Origin of the sequence: Lacrimispora sanguinis (assembly GCF_044987295.1) — a bacterium.
Lineage (GTDB): Bacteria > Bacillota > Clostridia > Lachnospirales > Lachnospiraceae > Lacrimispora > Lacrimispora celerecrescens_B.
In genome coordinates this window covers 4,276,694-4,298,040 of the sequence record NZ_CP173277.1, presented here as the reverse complement: position 1 = coordinate 4,298,040, position 21,347 = coordinate 4,276,694, and the positions used below count along the sequence as shown (strand labels likewise).

At 46.6% G+C, this 21,347-nt stretch carries 20 protein-coding genes; 5 read left to right on the top strand and 15 right to left on the bottom strand.

The annotated features are described in order from the left end of the window. Nucleotides 1-373 precede the first annotated feature (373 nt). The gene (locus ACHZES_RS19950) at nucleotides 374-949 is read left to right on the top strand and encodes a helix-turn-helix domain-containing protein (protein ID WP_154523140.1); all 576 of its coding nucleotides are present in this window, start codon (nucleotides 374-376) and stop codon (nucleotides 947-949) included. Beyond that, a complete protein-coding gene (locus ACHZES_RS19945) occupies nucleotides 942-2,189 on the top strand; it encodes an MFS transporter (protein WP_395546366.1) in 1,248 nt (415 codons plus the stop codon). The genes ACHZES_RS19950 and ACHZES_RS19945 overlap by 8 nt, the downstream gene beginning before the upstream one ends. On the opposite strand, the gene ACHZES_RS19940 is transcribed toward ACHZES_RS19945, so the two are convergent. From ACHZES_RS19940 to ACHZES_RS19880, 13 genes are all read right to left on the bottom strand, one after another. Continuing rightward, nucleotides 2,161-2,799 carry a DUF1062 domain-containing protein gene (locus ACHZES_RS19940; protein WP_051834908.1) on the bottom strand — a complete coding sequence of 213 codons (639 nt, stop codon included), beginning with the start codon at nucleotides 2,797-2,799 and terminating at the stop codon, nucleotides 2,161-2,163. The two genes, ACHZES_RS19945 and ACHZES_RS19940, sit on opposite strands and share 29 nt — an antisense overlap. A gap of 111 nt (nucleotides 2,800-2,910) precedes the next feature. Next, nucleotides 2,911-3,201, bottom strand: coding sequence for a CD3324 family protein (locus tag ACHZES_RS19935; RefSeq protein WP_038277054.1), 291 nt, complete (start codon nucleotides 3,199-3,201; stop codon nucleotides 2,911-2,913). Between the two features lie 229 nt (nucleotides 3,202-3,430). Then, entirely contained in the window at nucleotides 3,431-4,090 is a 660-nt protein-coding gene (locus tag ACHZES_RS19930; protein WP_395546365.1) for a pentapeptide repeat-containing protein, read from the bottom strand. A gap of 231 nt (nucleotides 4,091-4,321) precedes the next feature. After that, nucleotides 4,322-5,248, bottom strand: a complete 927-nt coding sequence (locus ACHZES_RS19925) for a multidrug resistance efflux transporter family protein (RefSeq protein WP_395546364.1) — start codon at nucleotides 5,246-5,248, stop codon at nucleotides 4,322-4,324. Nucleotides 5,249-5,412: 164 nt separating this feature from the next. After that, entirely contained in the window at nucleotides 5,413-6,516 is a 1,104-nt protein-coding gene (locus tag ACHZES_RS19920) for an ethanolamine utilization protein EutH (protein WP_395546363.1), read from the bottom strand. A 3-nt stretch (nucleotides 6,517-6,519) separates the two neighbouring features. Beyond that, nucleotides 6,520-7,311 (bottom strand): SDR family oxidoreductase UcpA, encoded by a 792-nt coding sequence (gene ucpA, locus ACHZES_RS19915; protein ID WP_025234618.1) that lies wholly within the window; start codon nucleotides 7,309-7,311, stop codon nucleotides 6,520-6,522. Nucleotides 7,312-7,523: 212 nt separating this feature from the next. After that, a complete protein-coding gene (gene deoC, locus ACHZES_RS19910) occupies nucleotides 7,524-8,246 on the bottom strand; it encodes a deoxyribose-phosphate aldolase (RefSeq protein ID WP_051834906.1) in 723 nt (240 codons plus the stop codon). 99 nt (nucleotides 8,247-8,345) lie between these two features. Beyond that, nucleotides 8,346-9,590 (bottom strand): 2,4-dienoyl-CoA reductase, encoded by a 1,245-nt coding sequence (locus ACHZES_RS19905; protein WP_038277043.1) that lies wholly within the window; start codon nucleotides 9,588-9,590, stop codon nucleotides 8,346-8,348. A 3-nt stretch (nucleotides 9,591-9,593) separates the two neighbouring features. Then, on the bottom strand, nucleotides 9,594-11,102 hold the full coding sequence (locus ACHZES_RS19900) for a sugar ABC transporter ATP-binding protein (protein WP_395546362.1): 1,509 nt from the start codon (nucleotides 11,100-11,102) through the stop codon (nucleotides 9,594-9,596). 34 nt (nucleotides 11,103-11,136) lie between these two features. After that, nucleotides 11,137-12,108, bottom strand: coding sequence for an ABC transporter permease (locus tag ACHZES_RS19895; RefSeq protein WP_395546361.1), 972 nt, complete (start codon nucleotides 12,106-12,108; stop codon nucleotides 11,137-11,139). A 24-nt stretch (nucleotides 12,109-12,132) separates the two neighbouring features. Next, on the bottom strand, nucleotides 12,133-13,200 hold the full coding sequence (locus tag ACHZES_RS19890) for a zinc-binding dehydrogenase (protein WP_395546360.1): 1,068 nt from the start codon (nucleotides 13,198-13,200) through the stop codon (nucleotides 12,133-12,135). A 33-nt stretch (nucleotides 13,201-13,233) separates the two neighbouring features. Beyond that, nucleotides 13,234-14,214, bottom strand: a complete 981-nt coding sequence (locus ACHZES_RS19885) for a sugar phosphate isomerase/epimerase family protein (RefSeq protein ID WP_395546359.1) — start codon at nucleotides 14,212-14,214, stop codon at nucleotides 13,234-13,236. 69 nt (nucleotides 14,215-14,283) lie between these two features. Next, on the bottom strand, nucleotides 14,284-15,345 hold the full coding sequence (locus tag ACHZES_RS19880; protein ID WP_395546358.1) for a substrate-binding domain-containing protein: 1,062 nt from the start codon (nucleotides 15,343-15,345) through the stop codon (nucleotides 14,284-14,286). 326 nt (nucleotides 15,346-15,671) lie between these two features. Between ACHZES_RS19880 and ACHZES_RS19875 the strand changes: the two genes are divergently transcribed. The 3 genes from ACHZES_RS19875 to ACHZES_RS19865 are packed head-to-tail and all read left to right on the top strand — an operon-like array spanning nucleotide 15,672 to nucleotide 19,493. Next, on the top strand, nucleotides 15,672-16,469 hold the full coding sequence (locus tag ACHZES_RS19875) for a DeoR/GlpR family DNA-binding transcription regulator (RefSeq protein ID WP_025234626.1): 798 nt from the start codon (nucleotides 15,672-15,674) through the stop codon (nucleotides 16,467-16,469). Nucleotides 16,470-16,491: 22 nt separating this feature from the next. Then, nucleotides 16,492-17,943, top strand: a complete 1,452-nt coding sequence (locus ACHZES_RS19870) for an ATP-binding cassette domain-containing protein (protein WP_395546357.1) — start codon at nucleotides 16,492-16,494, stop codon at nucleotides 17,941-17,943. A 47-nt stretch (nucleotides 17,944-17,990) separates the two neighbouring features. Beyond that, nucleotides 17,991-19,493 (top strand): FGGY-family carbohydrate kinase, encoded by a 1,503-nt coding sequence (locus ACHZES_RS19865; RefSeq protein ID WP_395546356.1) that lies wholly within the window; start codon nucleotides 17,991-17,993, stop codon nucleotides 19,491-19,493. 304 nt (nucleotides 19,494-19,797) lie between these two features. On the opposite strand, the gene rlmH is transcribed toward ACHZES_RS19865, so the two are convergent. Both rlmH and ACHZES_RS19855 read right to left on the bottom strand, forming a co-directional pair. Then, a complete protein-coding gene (rlmH, locus tag ACHZES_RS19860; protein WP_395546355.1) occupies nucleotides 19,798-20,277 on the bottom strand; it encodes a 23S rRNA (pseudouridine(1915)-N(3))-methyltransferase RlmH in 480 nt (159 codons plus the stop codon). Between the two features lie 11 nt (nucleotides 20,278-20,288). Then, complete coding sequence (locus tag ACHZES_RS19855) at nucleotides 20,289-21,317, bottom strand: alpha/beta hydrolase (RefSeq protein ID WP_395546354.1); 1,029 nt, start codon at nucleotides 21,315-21,317, stop codon at nucleotides 20,289-20,291. Nucleotides 21,318-21,347: the final 30 nt, after the last annotated feature.

Here is a 21,347-nt window from a genome sequence, read left to right as displayed (position 1 = left end):
TATCAGGAATTTCCGCTTTTTAAATGGGCGGAAACTGTACTTTTTCCGTGGTGGCCAAGCCCCCGCGAAAACAGCTGTATCGCTGTGTGTATGTTTTGACTATGGCAAAGAGAAAGAAGAATATCCGCTTCACCTTATTGATAAATAATATCAGTAATAATTATCATTATCAACTGTATTTATAATATAATATTATTCCCTAATTGTCAAGTAGCTTTTCCAAAAATGTTAATTCATATTTGCTCTTTCATCAATACTTAAGATATGTATTTGCAAAACTTATAAGACCTTTTTCACTTTTCCCTTGACGTTACATAATATGTAATGTTACAATTAATGTAACGATAAAACAAGAATAAGGAGAGAAAGGAATATGGACAAAATTACGTTATCTACAAAAAAGGAACTGGAAATTTACATGAATCCTGTAAGGCAGAAACTTCTTAGACTATTGGGGCGGTCCAAAACCCCTATGACACCCAAGCAGCTGTCGGATAAACTGGAGATATCCCCTTCCAGTGTTCAGCATCATATTAAAAAACTAAGTTCGCTGGGAGTCGTGGAATTGGATCATACTGAAATGATCAATGGAATTACCGCCAGATATTACAAACCTACCTATGTCAATGTCCAGATTGGACTGGATCATCCCGATGAGAACAATATGCAGAAGGAAGTTCTGGTCCAAGAGCAGATTGCAAGAACCTATGAGGGATTTCTGACTCAGAAAAAAAAGTATCTGGAACGTTACGATTCTGCCGAGCCGGAAAGTACGTGGAATTTAGGGGATATCTTGACCGGTGTCATACATCTATCCGAAGGGGAAGGCAAAGAGCTTTTGATGATGATCACGGATTATCTGGACCGGCATGCCATTCCTTCTGAAGAAAAATCTCCCTGGGAATATGCGTTTATTCTTTACAATGCGGAGGAGAATCCTCATGAGTAAGACAAAGCAGCTGGTTATTTTTCTCAATTATGCATCCCTGGGAATTCTTCTGCCAGTGTTGAACTTAATTCTTTTAAACCGGGGAGCTGATCTAAAGACACTGCCTCTTTTGATCGCTGCATATTCCGCTGCAGTACTTTGCTTCGAACTTCCCAGCGGGATCTGTGCGGATTTGTACGGGCGAAAGACAGTTTTCCTTATTTCCGGTGCATGTCAGATGCTGTCTCTGATCCTGCTTCTGTTTGCTGACAACTGGATTTGGCTGTTGTTTTACATTCTTCTTAATGGAATCAGCAGAGCCTTTTCAACCGGAAGCTTAGATGCCCTCATCGTGGATCAGGCTCTGTTAGAAAAGGGAGAAGCCTGCCTTCCTGCAGTAGCTGCCCGCCTTGGCATTCTGGAAGAGGCCGGGCTTGCAGCCGGATGTATCCTTGGAGGGTTTCTTTCCTGTATAGGAGATTCTTTCACCGGAAATATACTGACCCGCGGTGTATTTACAGCAGTTACCTTCGGACTCTGCCTGTTTGGCATCCGGGAGGATAAAATCTGCGGCCACCGGGGAGAAAGGATTCCCCTCACCAGTCATATAAAGAGAGGCGTAAAAACAGTCCTGTCGAAACAGGACTTTCCTCTGATTCTGGCTGGTATGCTGTTTACCGGTTTTTTCCTCATCTCCATTGAGACCTACTGGCAGCCGGCTTATCTTAAGATTTCAAAACATACAGAAGGAACCTGGGTCTTGGGCATTCTGTCCTTTGCCGGATTTATACTGGCAGCGATGGGTAATTCCTTCTGCCAAAGGCTGTTAAAGAAATTTCCCGGCCGCCAATGGCGGATTTACAGCATCAGCCGGTTTTTCCTTGGCTGCGCCCTGCTTGTTCTGGCTCTTCATAAAAATGCTTGGCTCTTTATCCTGGGATATGGCAGTGTTTATCTCCTCCTCGGAACCGGAAGTGTTGCTGAAAACACCCTGATCAATCAATATACTCCGGGGTATTTCAGAGCAAGTGTTCTTTCTTTAGGTTCTTTTCTTCTGCAGACAGGCTCCATGTGTGCGTCCCTTTTTTGCAGTCTGTTTGTAGACCGGATTGCTATATCCGGGTTATGGCTGACTGCAGGAGCATTATTGATCGGATATACGATTTTTACGACTTTGTTTCTTGTGGCAAAAAGGACCGGATCAGGCGAGAAAAAGCTTGAAAAGCAGGAGTTTAGATCATATGATACTGAATCATCTTAATAGCTTCTTCCTGTTCCGAACGGTAGGCTTCCTTTTTTATCTGCAGAAGCATCCCGTCCTTGATTTTCTCTTTCGGAGACAATACCTGTCCACTGCTTAGAATCAGCCCGTCCTCACACCACTTTTTTATCCTGCTCCTGGATACGGACAACTGCTGCATTAAAAAAATATCTGCCCTCAAATCAAATCCAGGCGGAATTCTTATCTCGGTCTCCATGGCATGATCCTCCCCGCAGGGTAATGCAGTATCAACGGTTGTCACGTGATATTCCGCCTTTGAGGCAGCTGCTTCTGCCTTGTTTCTCGCAAATAAATCCCTGTCATTTCCGTATTTTGCCGCCAGATCAGGATCATTATTTAAAAATCCCTCATATTCTTCTTTCTCCAGGCTGCCTGCCGATCTTCTCTCCCATATGGCCATATTCCAGGAAGTATTACATTGTTCACATCGGTAAATCATCCAGACATCTATGAGGCGTCCATTGGCATTGACCCTGAATTTTCCGCTGTTTATAAAATCCGTCTTTTTCCCACATTTCGGGCATCTTCTTATAATAGTTGGAAGCTGGTCAGGCGTTACGATCCATTGTCTTCGTAAATTTCGATTCATGTTCTTTCTCCATTTTTACAATTGTTACTATCGACAACTGTAACACGCCCTCTTTCTTTCTCCCACCTCATACTCTCTTATGGAACAAAAAAAAGACAGCACACCATTTTCTTACTGATGCGCCGCCTTATTATTTTTCTTTTCCTGAAGCACGATCCTTTGGATGCTTTTCTCGGACAGATAATAGCGCTCCGCTAAAAGCCTCACGCATACGCCGGAAAGGTAATCCTCATAGATGGATAAGTCCCGGAGCTTTCTTTCCTCTCTTGCACCTGTCCTCTGACCCCAGGTTCGTTTATTTTCCTGTTTTCTGGGGATATAAACATACTCCCCGTCTATATAATTCTGAATTAATTCCACCAGCTCTTCCGGTAAAATCTCATTCGCTTTCTGATAGCGCATCGCTGCCTCCCAAACATATTTTTACTGTCAGGAATAGCAAAGGCTATACAATTACTTATTTAGTTTAACTGCATAACCCGTGCTACGCAGCTTTTGAGGGTTCCATCATAAAAAAGCTCGCCTCCTTAAATAAACGCTTATCTTGCAACATAATTATAACCATTTTATCACATAAAGGTTCATTGTAAACCTCATGTTTGATCCAGAAATGTGTTAGAGCAATAAACGGTCAGTTTTTTATAATAATGCCAAGATATTTTGCCAGTTCAGCCGCCTGGTATAGGTCCACCACGGCACCCTTTATCTCCGCACAGTTATCAGACATCACCAACCCCTGTATGGTGCTGTCGGTAAAATCCATTCCTTTCATCATAGTCTTAAAAAAACTGGCATTTTCCAGATTTGCCCGGTTCCATTCAAACGCCTTGCAGCGGCACTGGGTCAGGGATCCGCCCCGGACCTGGGAATCAGTAAAGCGGATGTGCTCCAGTCTGGAAGAATCGAAATTGGCATAGTTGAAATTGCAGTCTTTTATTACGGTATGGAGCATGGTATTCCCGCAGAATTTTGTTCCCATACCCTTTGAGGAAGAAAATTCCACCCGGTTAAAATAGCTGTCCTCAAAATTGCAGTTGGATATGTCGCAGGCCCGGAATGCTACGTCAGTAAATTCTCCTTTTTCAAAGCTGCAATTCTGAAATATGCAGTTTTCAAATATGACGGCAGAAAAACGCATGTGGGAAAGATCTTCCTCTGTTACATGAAGATTTCTTATGAGAACATCGCTTACCGCTTCCTCCTGCTCTTTCCTGCGGTATAATTCATCCACATCTTCCAGAGCAAAATCCATCGCCTCCGGAAGGATGGGGGTAAGAAGTTTCTGGCTCATATGCCCATTCCTTTCCTATCTTTATTTATCTTGGGCATACCCGGCTGTTATTCCTTTCCATGCCCGGCCGTCTCTTTTACTTCAGCCTCTTTATCATTTGACGGCTGCAAACAACATGATCTGTTCCTAATATTACCAGACAACTAAGAGACTTTCAAGTTCTTACGGATCAAAACATCAATATAAAAACTGCCAGCAAAAGTACATAGGCTGGCAGGTAAAACTATTTCGTTATGGGTTAATAATCTCTGATTTTTTAGAAAAGGATACAATCATACTGTTAAATATCATACCAAACACAATAAACGATATGCCGAGAATTCCCAATTCATCAGGCCGGGAATCCCCAAGAAGCCAGATGCCTCCCAGTAAGGTAAATATGACCTCGCCCGACTGTGTGGATTCTATCACAGCAAGCTGCTTATGGTTAGACTTAACCAAATCGGTGGCTTTAAAAAACAGCAACGTTGCGATCACTCCGGAAAAAACCGCGACACAGAAGGATTGTACCGTCTGACTTACAGAAGGTACCCCGGCATTTACCAGACCGAGTACAGATAAAATGAACCAGAAGGGAAGGCTGCATAACGTCATACCGTAAGTTCGCTGGATTGTAGATAGCTGGTCCCCGCTTGCCTCCATGATTTTTCTGTTTCCCAAAGGATAAGAGACAGCCCCTACAAGAATAGGAAGCAGCGTCATAAGGGTTATTTTAATATCCAAATCTGCAATATTATGTACCTGTAAAAGAAAAACTCCGATTAAAATAAATCCTGATATGCATAAATTTTTTATAGGTACGCGCTTGTGGAATACAGGAGATAGTAAAATTCCCATTACGATTGTTACCTGCCAAGATGCCGCAATCAACCAGGATTCCCCATAATCGGCCGCATAAGAGATCGGTGCGTAAAAAAGGCCAAATCCTACGGTACTCCATATAAGCCAATTTAAAAGATTCTTTCTTATAACTTTATGGACTTGTTGAAACCCGTGCTGTTTACCCACTATCAAAGCAAGAATTGGAAAAGTAAACAGGTAGCGGAGGCTTGCACTCCATATCCAGCTTCCTCCGGACAGATGCATGCTACGGTTCAGCACAAATGTAAATGCAAAAAAGAAAGATCCGATAATACCAAATATAAGTGCTTTTTTCATGTTTTTCTACTCCATTATGTCATCATCAGGTTCTCATCCTGTCCGGCTCAAATTTGATATACAGCATCTCTATAAATCATTCAAGCTGCTCTCCATCTATTATGACGAGTTTTTTCATCATAGCATACACCTTAAGCAAAGTAAATATATATAAATCCGTGAATTCAGGCGGAAGGTCTTACAGCGCTCTTCTTCGGGCCCATCCCAGGCAAAATAGAAGCTATGGCTACAGCCAGAATACCGCCTGCCATTTTCCCGCAAACCATGGCCAGGATCCGGTCCGGCGCAACAGCGGAGCAAAAGCCCAAATGATCCCCCAGGGTAAAGGCGGCGCAGGTGGCAAAGGCAAAGTTTAATACCTTTCCTCTGTCATCCATATCCTTCACCATTGCCATCATGGGGACATTATTGGCCAAGGTGGACAGAAAGCCTGCCATAGCGGTTTCATTCACCCCAAGATACCCGCCGGCTTTCTTTAGGGGCTTCAGCAGTCTTTTTCGGATCCATGCCATCATGGGATAAGCACCAGCCAGCATCACCGCGATGTTTCCAAGGATGATAAAGGAATCCTTTAAGGGGGCCATGCCTTCCACCACAACGAACCCGGTCACTTCCTGGATACATGCTGTAATAAGGGCCATGGTAATGACTGCCACCACACCCCTGCCAAACCATACGAAGAACCGAATGGTCTTCTGGGGAAAAAGAAACAGGCCTGCTGCCAGAATCAAAGCAAACGCCAGCACCGGGAGCAGATTCCATAAAACGGTTCCGGGAGGAAGCCCTATCATCAGTCCACCGACAAAGCATCCGGCAGGAAGGGCGATAAGCCCTGCCATTGTCCCCATAGCCATGCAGCCATAGTCCTCTTTCCTAATAATCGATAAGGCCACCGGCACGCTGAACGTAACCGTTGCCCCCAGCATGGAGGCAACGATAAGGGAAGCGAAATCGGCTGCCGCTCCATCAGAAGTCATGGCATGGGCCAGGGGGTAACAGCCCGTATCAACCGGTATCAGCAGCGCCGGGGCCATGGCAGGATTTATTCCTGCCTTTGCCGCCAGAGCTCCTACTCCCCCGGACAGCCACCGGGCCAGCAGGGGTGACAAGCTGGTAAGCCCTGCCATTGTTAAGGCCAGAGGACCCAGGGCATGGAAGCCGTTTTCAAATTCTTCCCCAAGGCCCAAACGGTTGCCTGCGATTTTATCCAGGCCGCCTGCAAGCAGAAACAAGGCCATAAGAAGTACAATTCCCTTTGAAATGATCATGAACTACACCCCGACACTGACACTTTCCGGCAAAGTGCTTCCCCCATCAATGACCGTCTGGGTGCCAGTCAGATAGCTGGATTCATCCGATGCTAAAAATGCCGCAAGTTCTCCAACCTCTATAGGAGCCGCCAGCCGTCTCATGGGGATTGCTTTTGCCATCTCTGTCAGCACAGACTCCGGATCAGTGGGATTCGACTGCTGTGCAATGCTCTCTGCCATAGGTGTACGCACATATCCAGGACATATGGCATTGACACGGATGCCGGATCCGGCAAATTCTACTGCAAGGGATTTTGTGAACCCTACCAGGGCTGCCTTTGACAGTGCATACGCTGTTTCACCAGGGTCAGCTACCATATCCCCTGTTACGGAGGACATGATAACGATCCGTCCATCCTTTCGTTCCACCATTTCCGGAAGCACGGTCTGGGTTACGTTCCATACACCCTTTATGTTGATATCAATATGGAAATCCCGGTCTTCCTCGCTCATATCCAGGAAATTTCCCAGTCTGCATACTCCTGCATTATTCACCAGGATATCAATATCTCCCATTTGACGCTTGCCTTCTGCAACCGCAGCCTCAACTGCCTTAAGATCCCGGACATCCGCCCGTACCGCCACACAGGAAGCTCCCTCTGCCTTTAGCTCCTCTGTCAGTCTGTCTACATCATTAGAAATATCAAGAAGGATCAGCTTTGCACCATGTTTTGCAAACGCCTTTGCAATTCCCTCCCCAATGCCTCGTGAAGCACCTGTAATCAATGCGGTCTTACCTGTAAGTTTTCCCATTGTTTTCATTCCTCCTTATTAATCGGATATTCGCAATCCGCTGCGCTGCTTGCTCATAACCTCATAGCTGATATCCCAACTTACCTGATGAGGTTAAAAAAGCTTTAGGCTGTTGCAAAACTATGATATATGCGCTTTCTTGCAATCGTATTACTTCTTATATACAATATCAGGCATATTCAGTTTATTTTGCAACAGCCTCTCATCAGCTTTTAATCAATTGTTGACATATCAATATCGTGTCCCATTGCAATCACTTCCTCGATGATCTTAATTGCATTACTTAAGCCGATACCGAATCTGCATGCTCCCCTCTTATACATTCTAAGAAGTGTGTCTAAATCCCTGACTCCGCCTGCAACCTTAATCTTTGCACGGTCGCCTACGGTTGCCTTTATCAGTTCTACATGATGAAGGGTCGTAGGATTCTGGGAGAATCCGGTTCCTGTCTTGACATAATCTGCGCCGCCTTCAATACAAAGCTCACTGGCTTTTATGATTTCTTCATCCGTTAAGAGCATTGCTTCAATGATTACCTTTAAAGAAGTACCCTTAGTAGCTTCCCGAACTGCCTTGATATCCTCAAGTACCAGGTCATAAAGTCCTGCTTTCAGCCAGCCTACATTCATTACCATATCATTTTCCACCGGATCCAGCTTCATAAACTCATGAGCCAGGTATACTTTTGTTTCTGTGGTTTCCTGGCCGGAAGGGAATGCAAGGGAGGTACCGAAAGCAGTGTTTGTTCCCTTTAACAGTTCCACCAGCTCAGGGTAATAGCATGGCCAGCAGAAGCAAGAGCCAAAATCATACTTTTTACATGCTTCTACCATGGCTTCTACATCTTTGATTGACGTATCCAATTTCAGTACACTTGGGTCCATCATGTAAGCAATATCCTTTGCTGTCAATACGTCTTTTCTTAATTCTTTCATTTTCTTTGCCTTTCTTTGTATGTAAATTTTTTAGATAAACGGAATCATGGATCAGCCGGATTCTTTGGGAATTCCGGGATCCCATATAACTGTTAGACATCAGGTATGCAGCTCTGTCAGTTTTCCCATGGTCTTACGAATGTCCACAAACCGTTGGGTATACGGTTTATTAAATGCCACACAGCCGACCGGCTGCTGACGTATCATCAGTTCTTCACAGTTCATGCACTGGGTACAATACTTGATCTCATGTTCCCGGCCCTCCTTAAGCTTTAAAGGAGTAAGAGGATCTGCAAAGGACTGGCGCCCTAAACCTACCATATCCATCATGCCGTCCTCAATGCATCTGGCTCCCATTGCAAACAGGGAGGATTTCTCCGGTTCAATGGACAGAAGCTTGTTCTTTCCTCCGCGGAAGGATGAAAAATGAGAACCGATTACAACTGTTTCCGGCTTCAGCGCTTTCTTCATTAAATCTGAAAAATAAATATGCAGATAAGAGAAGTAAGGATCATTGGTGGCTGCTTCCATAAAGCTCATGCTGCAGTGGACGTTGCCTAAGGATTCCACAAAATAGGAAGCTCCCATTTTCTCCAGCCCCTGAATTAAATCGATGGGCTCTGTCATATCCATTAACGGAGAGTCCGGACCTGCGGAACCGAAGCCTCCGGGGAAGCCTTCCCACATGGACATTTTGGAACCAATCAGGAAGTTTTTGTCAAAATTTACCGCTTTCTGGATCCGTTCCATGAGATCGTATGCAAAAGCGGAACGCCGTTCCCAGGAGCCGCCGTATTTCCAGTCCCTGTCATTATAAGGGCGGATAATCTGGGAACCTAAATATCCATGACACAGCTTCATGTCTACGCCGTCTGCGCCCACATTCTGACAGATCTTTGATGCCAGGGCAAACTGGTCCATGATATTTTCTACTTCTTCCTCTGTCAGGATGTCACCGCCCAGCCCGTACATCGGTTTCACACAGACCCTTCTGGAAAACTCCGGCACGCTGATCTCTCCTGAGTGGGTCAGCTGGAATACAATCAGTGCGTCGGGATTTACTTCTTTCAGTCTGCGGATAAATTTTTCCAGGGCTTTTTCATTACGGGGCATGATCTCCAGCTGGGTCTTTCTGGCGCGGCTTTCATTGGTTACCGTGATCGCCTCTAAATCCACCAGGCCAAACTGGCCCTTATACAGGTTTTCATACCGTTCATAGGTCAGGTCCGTTGGATTTCCCTCTGCATCAGAATCCACGCATTCCATGGGCTGTGCGAAGAACCGGTTTTTACACTCCCTGCTGCCGATCATGACCGGCTGAAATAATGTCTCTTTGTATCCCATAAGTCAACTCTCCTTTTTCCGTTTTTCGCCGCTGGCAAGCTTCATAATATTTTCTTCCGTATAATCTTCATGAGTAATTTCCCCTGTCACAGTCCCCTCGTGCATTACGATCATGCGGTCTGATACTGCCATGATCTCCGGCATTTCGGAAGAAATCATGATGATACTGACTCCCGCATTGGCCAGCTGGTCCATCAGTAAGTAAATTTCAAACTTTGCCCCTACATCGATTCCTCTTGTGGGTTCATCAAGGATCAATATCCTGCATTCCGATGCCAGCCATTTGGACAGCACCACCTTTTGCTGGTTTCCTCCGGAGAGGAATTTACAGACCTTATGAATATCCGGCGCAGCAATTTTTAACTCCTTCATATACTGGTTTGCAAGCTTTACTTCTTCTTTTCCGCTTACAAAGCCTTTGGTAGAAACCCGCTTTGGGGATGCGATTGCGATATTGTCCTTAATTGTCTGGTTTAGGAAAAGCCCCTGTGCTTTCCTGTCCTCCGTGGCAAATCCCATGCCACGTTCCACCGCCTGACAGGGGTGGGTCATATGCACCGTCTGACCAAAAAGCTTCATTTCTCCGGAGCAGATTTTGTCCGCCCCGAATATGGCACGCATAACCTCCGTTCTTCCTGCGCCCACCAGGCCGGAAAATCCCAGGATCTCCCCTTTATGAAGCCGGAAGGATACATTTTGGAACCGTTCCCCGCATAAATTGCTGGTCTCAAGCACCACTTCCTCTGAATGGACCCGGCGTCTGGGCGGAAAGGTATCTTTTAGGTCCCGGCCAATCATCTTTCCGATGAGCCAGTCCTTATTCACATCCGCAATATTTGCGCAGTCCACATAAGCACCGTCCCGAAGTACCGTGATCCGGTCACAGATTTCAAACAGCTCCTCCAGCCTGTGGGATATGTAAATCACCGTGATTCCATCCTGCTTAAGCTTTCTCACAATCTGAAACAGCACATCAATTTCTTTCTGGGTCAGACTGTCCGTAGGCTCATCCATAATAATGATTTTGGCATGATAGGATACTGCTTTTGCGATGTCGATCATCTGCTGCTGTGCAACGCTTAGGCAGCGGACCGGAGTGTGATAATCCGGGATGGTCCCGGCACTCACATAATCCAGCCATTTTTTCGCAAACTCTTCTTCCTCTTTTTTCTTTATAAAATGGTTCTTATGAATCTCATGACCCAGCATCAGATTCTCGACCGCATTTAAATCAGGGACAAGGCTTAACTCCTGATAGATGATGGCAATTCCCTTATCAATGGCATCCTGTGGGTTATGAAAATGCATTTCTTCCCCAAAAATGCGCACAGTCCCACAATCTGCCTGGTAAACCCCGGACAGAACCTTCATAAGGGTAGATTTTCCTGCACCATTTTCTCCGATGAGAGCGTGTATCTCTCCTTCCTTTACCTTTAAGTCCACATGATTTAAAGCGGTCACTTTGGAAAATGTTTTGGTCACGTCAAGCATTTCCAATGCGTATTCGCTCATATGCTCACCTCTGTTTTCTCATAGCAGTCCTGCATTATTTGTTTTTCTTCTGAATCAGTACCGCCACCAGTATAATCAGACCTTTAATCACGATTTGTAGGTAAGGATTCACGCCCAAAAGATTCAGTATGTTGTTCATTACCGCCATGATCAGCACGCCTGCCAGGGTACAGATTAGGGACCCCCGTCCTCCTGACATGGAGGTTCCGCCGATGACCACCGCCGCAATGGCGTCCATATCATAGCCGGTACTGCCGTTTGGCTCTCCTACCCGGACTCTGGCTGCCAGCATGACGCCGGCGATGGATGCGGTCAGGCCGCAAAGACCGTATGCCATAATTTTATGGAATTTCACTTTTACACCGGAGAGTCTGGCCGCCTCCGAATTGCTGCCTATGGCATAGATATGGCGCCCGAATACCGTCTTGTGAAGCAGCACCATGAAAATGATCATAAGGACCGCATACAGCACCACGGCATAGGGGATGATCCCTCCCAGGGACTTGGAACCAAAGTTGGACCAGAACTGGGAAACCGAGCCTCCCGGCGCTCCATTGGTATATATGTAATTAAGTCCCCGCAGCACCTGCCCCGTGCCAAGGGTGATGATGAAAGCCTCTACCCCCCTGCACACAATGATACTGCCGTTAATCAGGCCGATGATAAAGCCGAATAACATCACCAGAAGCACCGGTCCTAAATAGATGCCGGTACCGCCGGCCTGCACATAGGGCTCTGACATTCTTGCCATCACACAGGCTGCAATCGCCATAATACTGGTGACGGAAAGGTCAATTCCTCCTATGAGCAGTACCATTGTCATGCCAATGCTGACCACGCCCACAATGGATGCCTGCCGTAGGATGTTTGTAATATTTTTAAATGTGGGAAAAATCGGTGAAATCATGCTGGCAATCAGCAGCAGGATGATCAGCGCAAGATAGGGGCCGCTGATGGGATTGTTTAATATTTTTTTCACCATTCCCGAAGCACTTTTTTGTTTCATGACTGAAATGTCCCCCTTATCGGTTTACTGATACAGTACAACCCGCTCTTTGGCCTCTGGGCTTACTAAAACCTTGACCAATTTCGGATTTCTGCGAATTTCATTGACAGCGTCTTCCAGTTCCTCAAGGGGAACAATCATAGAGATCAGAGGGGTAGGATCTACCCGGTTATATTTGAGAAGGGTCAGAACGTCGCCCCAGTCGTATCCAATGCCGGCGCAGCTTCCGCTGACCTTTTTCTCCTCCAGTACGAACTTCACCGGAGGAAGACTGGCGTAATCGTCATCTGCACAGATTCCGAAAGCCTCTACCTTTCCGCCTTTTCTCACCATCTGGAATGCCTGTTCATAGGTCTTTGAGCTGCCTACGGCTTCCAGAACAAAATCGGCGCCTATGCCGTTTGTCAGCTTCATGACCTCAGCTATTACGTCAGGTGTCTCCTTGAAGTTGATTACATAGTCTGCCACCATGTCCTTAGCCATGGCAAGCCTGTCCTCATTGCCGTCAATGATGATCACCGGCGCAGCGCCTCTAAGCTTTGCAAGACAGGCATGGAGGATTCCAAGCCCGGCGCCGATTACTACCACGCTTCTTCCCATGACGCAGTCCATTTTCCTTGAAGCATTAATGCAGGCGGTCAAAGGCTCTACAAAAGCCGCTTTCTCATCGGATACTTCATCCGGCACCACATATACATTTTTCCACGGTACCTTTACATACTCTGCAAACCCGCCGTTTACATGGATCCCGATCTGTTTGAATTCCGTACACAGAAGCGGCTCTCCGATGCGGCAATGATAGCAGGTACCGCATGGCTTGCAGATATCGCAGGTAACACGGTCTCCTAACTTTAATCCCTGTGCATTGGCACCCAGTTCTTCAATGGTTCCATAGAACTCGTGGCCTGTAATTAACGGCAGGCAAGCCACCTCATCCGCATACTTTCCCGTATAGGAACCCCAGTCAGAACCGCAGATTCCGCAATATTTGATCTTAATCAGGACTTCATCCTCAGAAATCTCCGGTACCGGAACTTCTGAAAGTTCATAGTGATACGGCTGGGTCAGCACTTGTGCTCTCATTTTTCTCATATATTTTCTCCTTTGCTCTGTAAATGTCTGATTTTATTTTGTAAACAGCGCATCACTGCGGCCTTCATAGGGAGCGTCGATCATCAGGGGGCGCAGGAATTCTATGGTCTTTTTCACTCCGTCTGCCCTGCTCATGATTACATCTTCATGTTCGTAATTAAATACGCCGTCATATCCGGTGAGGAACAGCTCGCTGATCAAACGCTTCCAATCCACGTCGCCCCAGCCGGGAATCCGGAAGCGGAAGGAGCGGTCCAAACGACCCCAGCCATCCTGCATGTACATATTTAACCCGCCCTTTGCCAGGTTGTGATGGACGATTTCACAGTCCTTTGCATGAACCAGCGCGATCCTTCCCCTCAGTTCATCCACAAAGGTCTGGATGTTCACACCGGAGAACAGGATATTTGCCGGATCTAAATTGATGGCAAAGGCCGGATGATGATCCACCACCTCCAAAAGCCTTAGTGCGGACTGAGTATCATACACCACATTGTTAGGATGCGGTTCAAACGCCACCTTTACGCCGTATTCCTTGTATTTATCAAGCACTTTGCCCCATTTTAGTGCAAACTGCTCTTCTTCATATTTCCAGCCGTTTGGCTCCGGCCAATCGTTGATGTGTCCGTAATTTTCCATGCCGGAAAAGGCCACTACAGCAGGTACAGAAAGCTCTGCTGCAAGCTGTGCGCTGCGGATCATGCTTTCCGTTCCAAAGAGTATCTTCTCCTCCCTGGTCCCCTTGCAGGAGGATACGGTCCCATCACTGTAAGGTCCCATGATCAAAGGGGAATCCGCATGGTTGCTTAAGGAGGCGATGGTCAGGCCATGGCTTTCCACCATCTTTTTGATTTCCCCTGCCTTCTTGTTTTTTAGGATATCTTCCACATCAACCTGGCCGTTGCCCACATAAGTGGGCAGTTCCACGCAGTCGTATCCATTGTCTGCCGCGAGCTTTACCACCTCTTCCAGTGGCTTTTCCGAGTAGTTTACTACGCAAAATCCGATTTTCATCTATGTATCCCTCCTGGTCATCCTGACTGTTTTTGCTGCGTAACGCTTACTATTGCTGTCACTGCCTGATTAATAGGTCCAGTCATAATCATCCCCATCCGGAATCATGTACTGGCCCATATTGTCCTTTGTTACAACAATGGAGTCCATCATGACATCCTTCTCCTTTGGACCCTGACCATCGATGCAGTCAATGGCCACATGAAGGGCATCCACGCTGGCTGCACAGGGGAACTGGGTCAGTCCCACGCAGCTGCCATCCTTGATCATCTTCACCACGCCGTTGATACCGTCCGCATTTGTAAAGACAATGCCCTCTTTGTCTCTCCCTGCCTCCCGGATGGCATCCACTGCCCCCAGAGTAACGCCGCCATCTTGTGAAATGAATCCGTCAATTTCTCCCGGCCCGAACTTCGCCAGACAGTCTTCCATAAAGCTCTTACCCTTGCTGACCTCAAAATCCGTATACTGTCTCGCGATGATCTTAATGTTAGGATATTTGGAAAATACGGAGTCCTGCCCTTCTTTCTGGAAATTATCCGTACTGGAGCCTGCCATGGTATCCAGAGCTATGATATTCCCCTTTGGCTCGCCGTAGCGTTCTGTCAGGGCTTCCACCAGCATCCTGGCGCATTCCGCACCGTTTTGCTTATCAGAATATCCTACAAAATGGGTGTAATCCTCTGTGGTGCAGGTGCGGTCGAAGATGATTACCGGAATTCCCGACTCAAATGCCGCCTCAATGCCGGGATTTGCTGCGTCTTCCACACACGGAGTAATCAAAATGGCATCCAGGTTCTGCTGGAGCATGGCTTCAATGTTGCTGTTCTGGGTGTTGGCATCATCGTGGGCATCTGTTTCCACCAGCTCCACTCCCAGCCGGTTGCATTCCTCCACCAGCATGTCCCTCATCTTTACACGCCAGCTGTTGGATATGGAAGCGTTGGCAAATCCGATCCTGTATTTCTTTCCGGCTTCCGTCTCTGCTTTTGCTCCTGCTTCTTTCGCTGCTTCCCCAGTGGTCACACCCGTTCCTTCCGGACTCTCTGCCGGCGCCTTATTCGCTGCCTGGCATCCGCTCATGGAAACCGCCATTGTCAATGCCATGAATACTGCTAATGCTTTCCTCATAATAACCCTCTCTTTCTTAAATACCTTTCCAATAATCTTGTAACAACGCCCCGGTGCTTTTGTACTGTTCTGCATAAATCAGATGCAAACATGACAAATTTTTAACAAAAACGATACTAATTTGGCCAAACAGTGGAAAGAAATGCGCTTTTTCTTTCCCGTTTTCGTCATTATAACATACGTTTTTTCGTTTTTCAACTATTTTCTTTTGTTTTCTTGCTTTTATTTTTTATTATTTTCGTTTATCTTTTTCTTTTTTTGTTGATTTTTTTCGTTTTTTATGCTATCTTAATAATGAAAACAATTATTATCGGGAGGAGGCATAAATGTTTAAAGCAGAAAGAATACAGCGGATCAAAGAGATTATATTTGAGCGCAAACAGATAGACGTTGCCACTCTCAGCTCTCTTTTAAATGTAACAGAGGTAACAATTCGAAACGATTTAGAGCAGCTGGAAAAAAGTGGCTTTTTGACCCGCAATCATGGAGGCGCTACGTTAAATGCCTCCGCCTTTCCAGAGGAGCAGCTTCATACGGATCGGATGGACGGCTTAAATATTCCTTACGATAAGGAAAAGGAAGAGCTGGGACTGGTGGCTTCCCAACTGGTCCGGGAGCGGGAATGGATTTTCCTGGGCCCAGGCACCACCAGCTACTATATTGCAAAGGCCCTGTCCAAACGGCAGAATTTAAATATAATGACCAACAATTTTTATGTTGCCAATGTTTTCGGAAGCAATGCTTCCGTGCAGCTTCTGTTTCTGGGCGGGCGGATGCAGAATTCCGGAATGTATACCATACCGGAGGATTTAAACCGGGAGCTGGAGCATATTTATTTAAGCAAGTTTTTCTTTTCCGTAGATGGAGCCAGTATGGAAGGAGGCTATACTCTTACGGATATGAATGTGGTGGATATCATAAGGGCAGTGTCAGACCGCTGCCATGAGGCAATCATCTGCCTGGACAGCAAAAAGTTTGAACAGCGTTCTTTTATCCGTCTTGGGGATTTAACCAGCATTTCTACCATAGTTACCAACAATAAGATTCCCCAGGATTACCATCAGTACTACATGGAACACGGAATACGGGCATACACCTCCTATAATTTAAAACCTTTAAGCTAATATAATTTCATGAGGAATGTTTATGGATAAGTTTGTAATTCGTATGGAAAATGTCTGTGCAAAGCAATTTCCGGAAAGCCATATCAACTTCCAGGCAGCTTCCGGAGATATCACTGCGATTGTTGGAAGCAACGGCGAGGGGAAAACTACTCTTACCAGGATTCTTGCGGGCATCGTTCCCAGAGTTGGCGGGAAAATCCTGATAGACGGCAGGCAGCTGGATATCCACAGCATAACAAGCGCCCAAAGAAACGGGATCTATATGCTTCAGGAATCCCTTCAGCTTTTTTCAGGCAAAAGCATTATGGACAACCTTCTGCTGGGTATCGAAGAGCTTATTTTCCATAAGCGTTTGTTTTACCCGGCAAAAGAAAAAAAGGAAGCCGTCTGCCGCTCCATCCTTAAGGAGCTGGGGCTGGATTTAGAATTAAACCAGCCTGTGGACCGCTTATCCCAAGGGGAGAAATGCCTGCTTCAGATCGGCAGGGTTCTTTTATGTCGCCCAAAAATTCTGATTATGGACGAATTCTCCGCTTCCCTGACCAACCACGAAACCAGAAGGATCATGAATCTTCTGACAGAATTAAAAAAGAAAAATATCTGTGTCATACTTATTTCCCACGAATACCCGGCCGTGATCCGGCACTGTGACTGCGTCTCCGTCATGGAACAGGGAGAGATCACGGAGTCCTATTCCAGAAAGGAACTTGGAGACGAGGCATTTGTAAAACGGGTGCTGTCATTTAAAAAGGACTTTTCCTATCCAAAGCTGCCCCATACGCCCGGAAAGCTGCTGCTTGCCGCAGACCATATTTCAAGCGGAAATCTCCATGACATTTCTTTTTCCCTACAGGAAGGGGAAATTTTAGGAATCGCAGGGATCGTAGGCTCCGGCCGCACGACCTTGATCCAGGCCATTTCCAAAGAACGGGAAATCACCTCCGGCCATATGTATTATGCGCCTGTGCTGGAACGCTCCGGAGCCATCAGCTTCCTTCCGGGGGATTGCGGAAGTCAGACCCTTTTTACGGGAAAGGATTTAAGCTTCAACATCACAGCCTCCAATGTCCGGAAGGCTGCGCGCTTTCATATGGTTTCCGGCCAGAAGCTGGATTTATATGCCCGGGATTTCATGGACCGTCTGAATATACGGAAAGTCTCCTGCCACGTTCCTGTGGAGCAGCTAAGCCGGGGAGAGCTGCAGAAGATGCTCATCGCCCGCTCCCTCCACCAGGAGGCCCGGCTTTATATTTTTGATGAGCCTTCCAGCTACTTAGATTTAATGTCCAGAAGCGAGCTTTATAATATTTACAATGCCCTATTGTCCCGGAACGCTTCCATCATACTGATCTCCTCGGATTTCTCAGAGCTTATCGGCATGTGTGACCGGATCCTGCTGTTAAAAGCAGGGGAACAGGTGGGGCTGTACCCTGCAGATACCATAACCAGCGATTTTCTATATTCCATTTTATAATGGAGCGGCCATTTTAATTTCTACATAACAGGAGAAGGAATAATTGTATGAAAAAATTAATTGCTTATGATTTGGGTACCGGAGGCATCAAAGCCTCACTTTTCTCTGAAAACGGGGCATCACTGGCAGATGTATTTATTCAGTATGACACCTTATTTCCCAAAGAACGCTTTGTGGAACAGCGCCCAATGGATTGGTGGAATCATGTCTGTCAGGCAACAAGGCAGCTTCTTGACAAATCAGAATCTGATGCAGCGGATATCGCCGGTGTCGCCCTGTCGGGCCACAGTCTGGTGGCAGTGCCTCTTGACAGGAATGGAACTCTGCTGGCGGACCAGGTGCCCATCTGGTGCGACATGCGGGCAGAGGAAGAAGCAGTGGAGTTATTTAAGGATCTGGACTATGACCAGTGGTATCTTACCACCGGAAATGGAGATCCGGCGGAATGCTACACAGTTACCAAATTGATGTGGATGAAAAAGCACCAGCCAGAACTGTACTCCAGGGTTTACAAAATTCTGGGCTCCAAGGACTTTATCAACTATATGCTGACCGGAACCATGTGTACGGACCCCTCCTATGCGTCGGGATTTGGCGTATTCAATCTTACTGCATGGGATTATGAACCCAGGTTTATGAATGCTGCAGGTATCAGTCCGGATATATTCCCGGAAATCCGGCCTAGCGACTCCATCATCGGGAGGGTTACACAGACTGCGGCACAGATGACCGGCCTGGCGGAAGGAACCCCGGTTGCCTGCGGGGCAGTGGATAACACCTGCATGGCCCTTGGCGCCAGGGGACTGGCGGAAGGGGTGGCGTATACGTCCCTGGGATCTTCCAGCTGGATTGCCGTTACCTCTTCCAAACCAGTTGTGGATCCGGTAACCAGGCCTTTTGTATTTGCCCATGCAAAGAAAGGATATTATACTTCCGCGGTATCCATTTTCTCCGCCGGAAACTCTTTCCGCTGGATCCGGGATAACCTTTGCCGGGATTTTACAGATGATACGGATACATACGATGCCATGAACCGGATGGCAGAACGTGTCCCTGCCGGAAGCAATGGGGTGCTGTTTAATCCCTCCCTGGCAGGCGGAAGCGCCCAGGAGCCGTCCTCCGGCCTTCGGGGCGGATTTATGGGATTGGCCCTTCACAATACCCGGGAAGATCTGGTGCGTGCATCCATGGAGGGCATTGCCATGGCCCTGCGCTGTACCCTTGATATCCTGCTGACTAAGACCTCCATAAACGGAGAAATGCTGATCTGCGGGGGCGGGAGCAAAAGTGCGGTATGGCGGCAGATTTTTGCAGATGTTTATAATCTGCCTGTTTTAAAAACCAACATTGACCAGAATGCCGCTTCTCTGGGTGCTGCTGCACTGGCGGCTAATGGGTGCGGACTGTGGGAAGGATATGACCGCATTACGGAAATCCATCAGACGGAAGATATCCTGCTTCCGGATAAGGAAGCCAATGTGTTGTATGAAAGGCTTTTGGTTGTTTATCGGAAATGGACGGAAGATTTGGCAGAATTGAGTGAGATGTAAGTTGGGGGCCTTGCCTCATGGAAATTTAGTAATATCATGTTAGCGACTTACTAGAATGTGCGTTAGGCATAAAGAAAAAATCCGGGGTTGCCTGCTATTGGCAACCCCGGATTTTCTTATCATGGCCTGGTATTCCTCACATTTATGAACGTAAATTCCCCTATCTCTTCCAATCTATCATAATCTATCGCCTGTCCAGAAGTTGGGCAACAAAAAATCCCATCAAAGCTGTTAAAAGCTCTGACAGGATTTTTAATCCAATTCTTTCCTTTATCAATTACATATCCATTCCGAATTTCTCCGCTTATTTATGGTACGGCTCCCCACTAATAATCCGATAGCTCCGGTAAATCTGCTCCAGTAAAACAACTCTCATCAGCTGATGCGGAAATGTCATCTTAGAAAAGCTCAGCTTATAATCTGCCCGCCTTAAGACAGCATCAGAAAGTCCCAGAGAGCCCCCGATCACAAATACGATCTGGCTCACTCCTCCGATTCCAAGCCCATTTATTTTCTCAGACAGTTCAACCGAATCCAGCATTTCCCCGTCAATGGCCAACGCGATCACATAAGCCCCGTCTTTAATAGAAGAAAGGATTCTTTCCCCTTCTTTATCCTTTATCTGTCTTTCAACTGCCTCACTGGCCGAGTCTGGTGTTTTCTCATCAGCCACCTGTACAATATCCAGTTTGCAGTAGCGGCTCAAGCGTTTGCTGTATTCCCCAATGGCATCTGTATAAAACTTCTCCTTTATTTTTCCAACAGTTACCAAAGTAATCTTCATTGGTATCTCCTTTATGTGTCAAGTTCTTTCTTCATCATGGCAATGAGAAGCTTAGCCATATCTCTTGCCGACTTTGCGTGCTTTGTTTTCACCTTCCGCACCACTTTTCCATCGGGTTTGACATTGATATGAAAAATGATCCGCAAAAACGACTCCACCTCGTCCCATGCTTCCCGGCTCTCGGGAATCAAGTCCAGTCCCATCTGAAATACATGAAACATTCCCTCATAAACGGAAACCTGCCGCTTCACGCCTGCATTTTTTAACTTGTCAGCAACAGTCAGCGTATCGCTAAGAAGCACTTCATAGCTGCCAACCTGCATAAGAACAGGTGGAAAACCCCCATATTCCCCAAATACCGGAGAAATATAAGGAAGGTGAGGGTCCTCTCCGCCGATATATTCTGAATTGTAAAGCATATTATCTGTAGAATTTCCAAACAACGGATCGATGTCGTAATTGGATACATGGCTTTCCCCGCTGTTAGTTAAATCTGTCCAGGCAGACATGGTGATAAAACCTCCGGGAAGGGCAATTCCATGATCTTTCAGATACAGTCCTAAGGCCAGGCTTAATCCGCCTCCTGCAGAATCTCCGGCCACCACAATATGCTCCGGCCGGTATCCTTTTTCTTCTATAAGCCATTGATAAGCTGCCACTGCATCATCCAAAGCAGCCGGAAATGGATATTCCGGGGCCACCCGGTAGTCAAGGGTCAGAACGTCCCCTCCATAGCTCAGCTTGGAATAGCGGACCGCAAATCTCCGGTAAATGTTCTTCATCGGCCCGATGTATCCGCCGCCGTGAAGCTGTAAGATCACCCGATCCGTTACCACTCCCACAGGACGCAGATATTCCATTTTCAAATGTTCCAGCTCTATAATTTCATATTCATAACCTGCAGGGCGGACCCAGGCAGGCTCCACCGGATTTTTCCTCAGTTCTCCGGTCCGGATAGGCTGTTTCAGAGAAGTTTCCATTACATTCTGCATCATTTCCCTTACAAGATTTCCTCTTATGCTCACTTTTCTTTGACTCATCAACAACTCCCTCCTTTTCCGGCGTCTTTT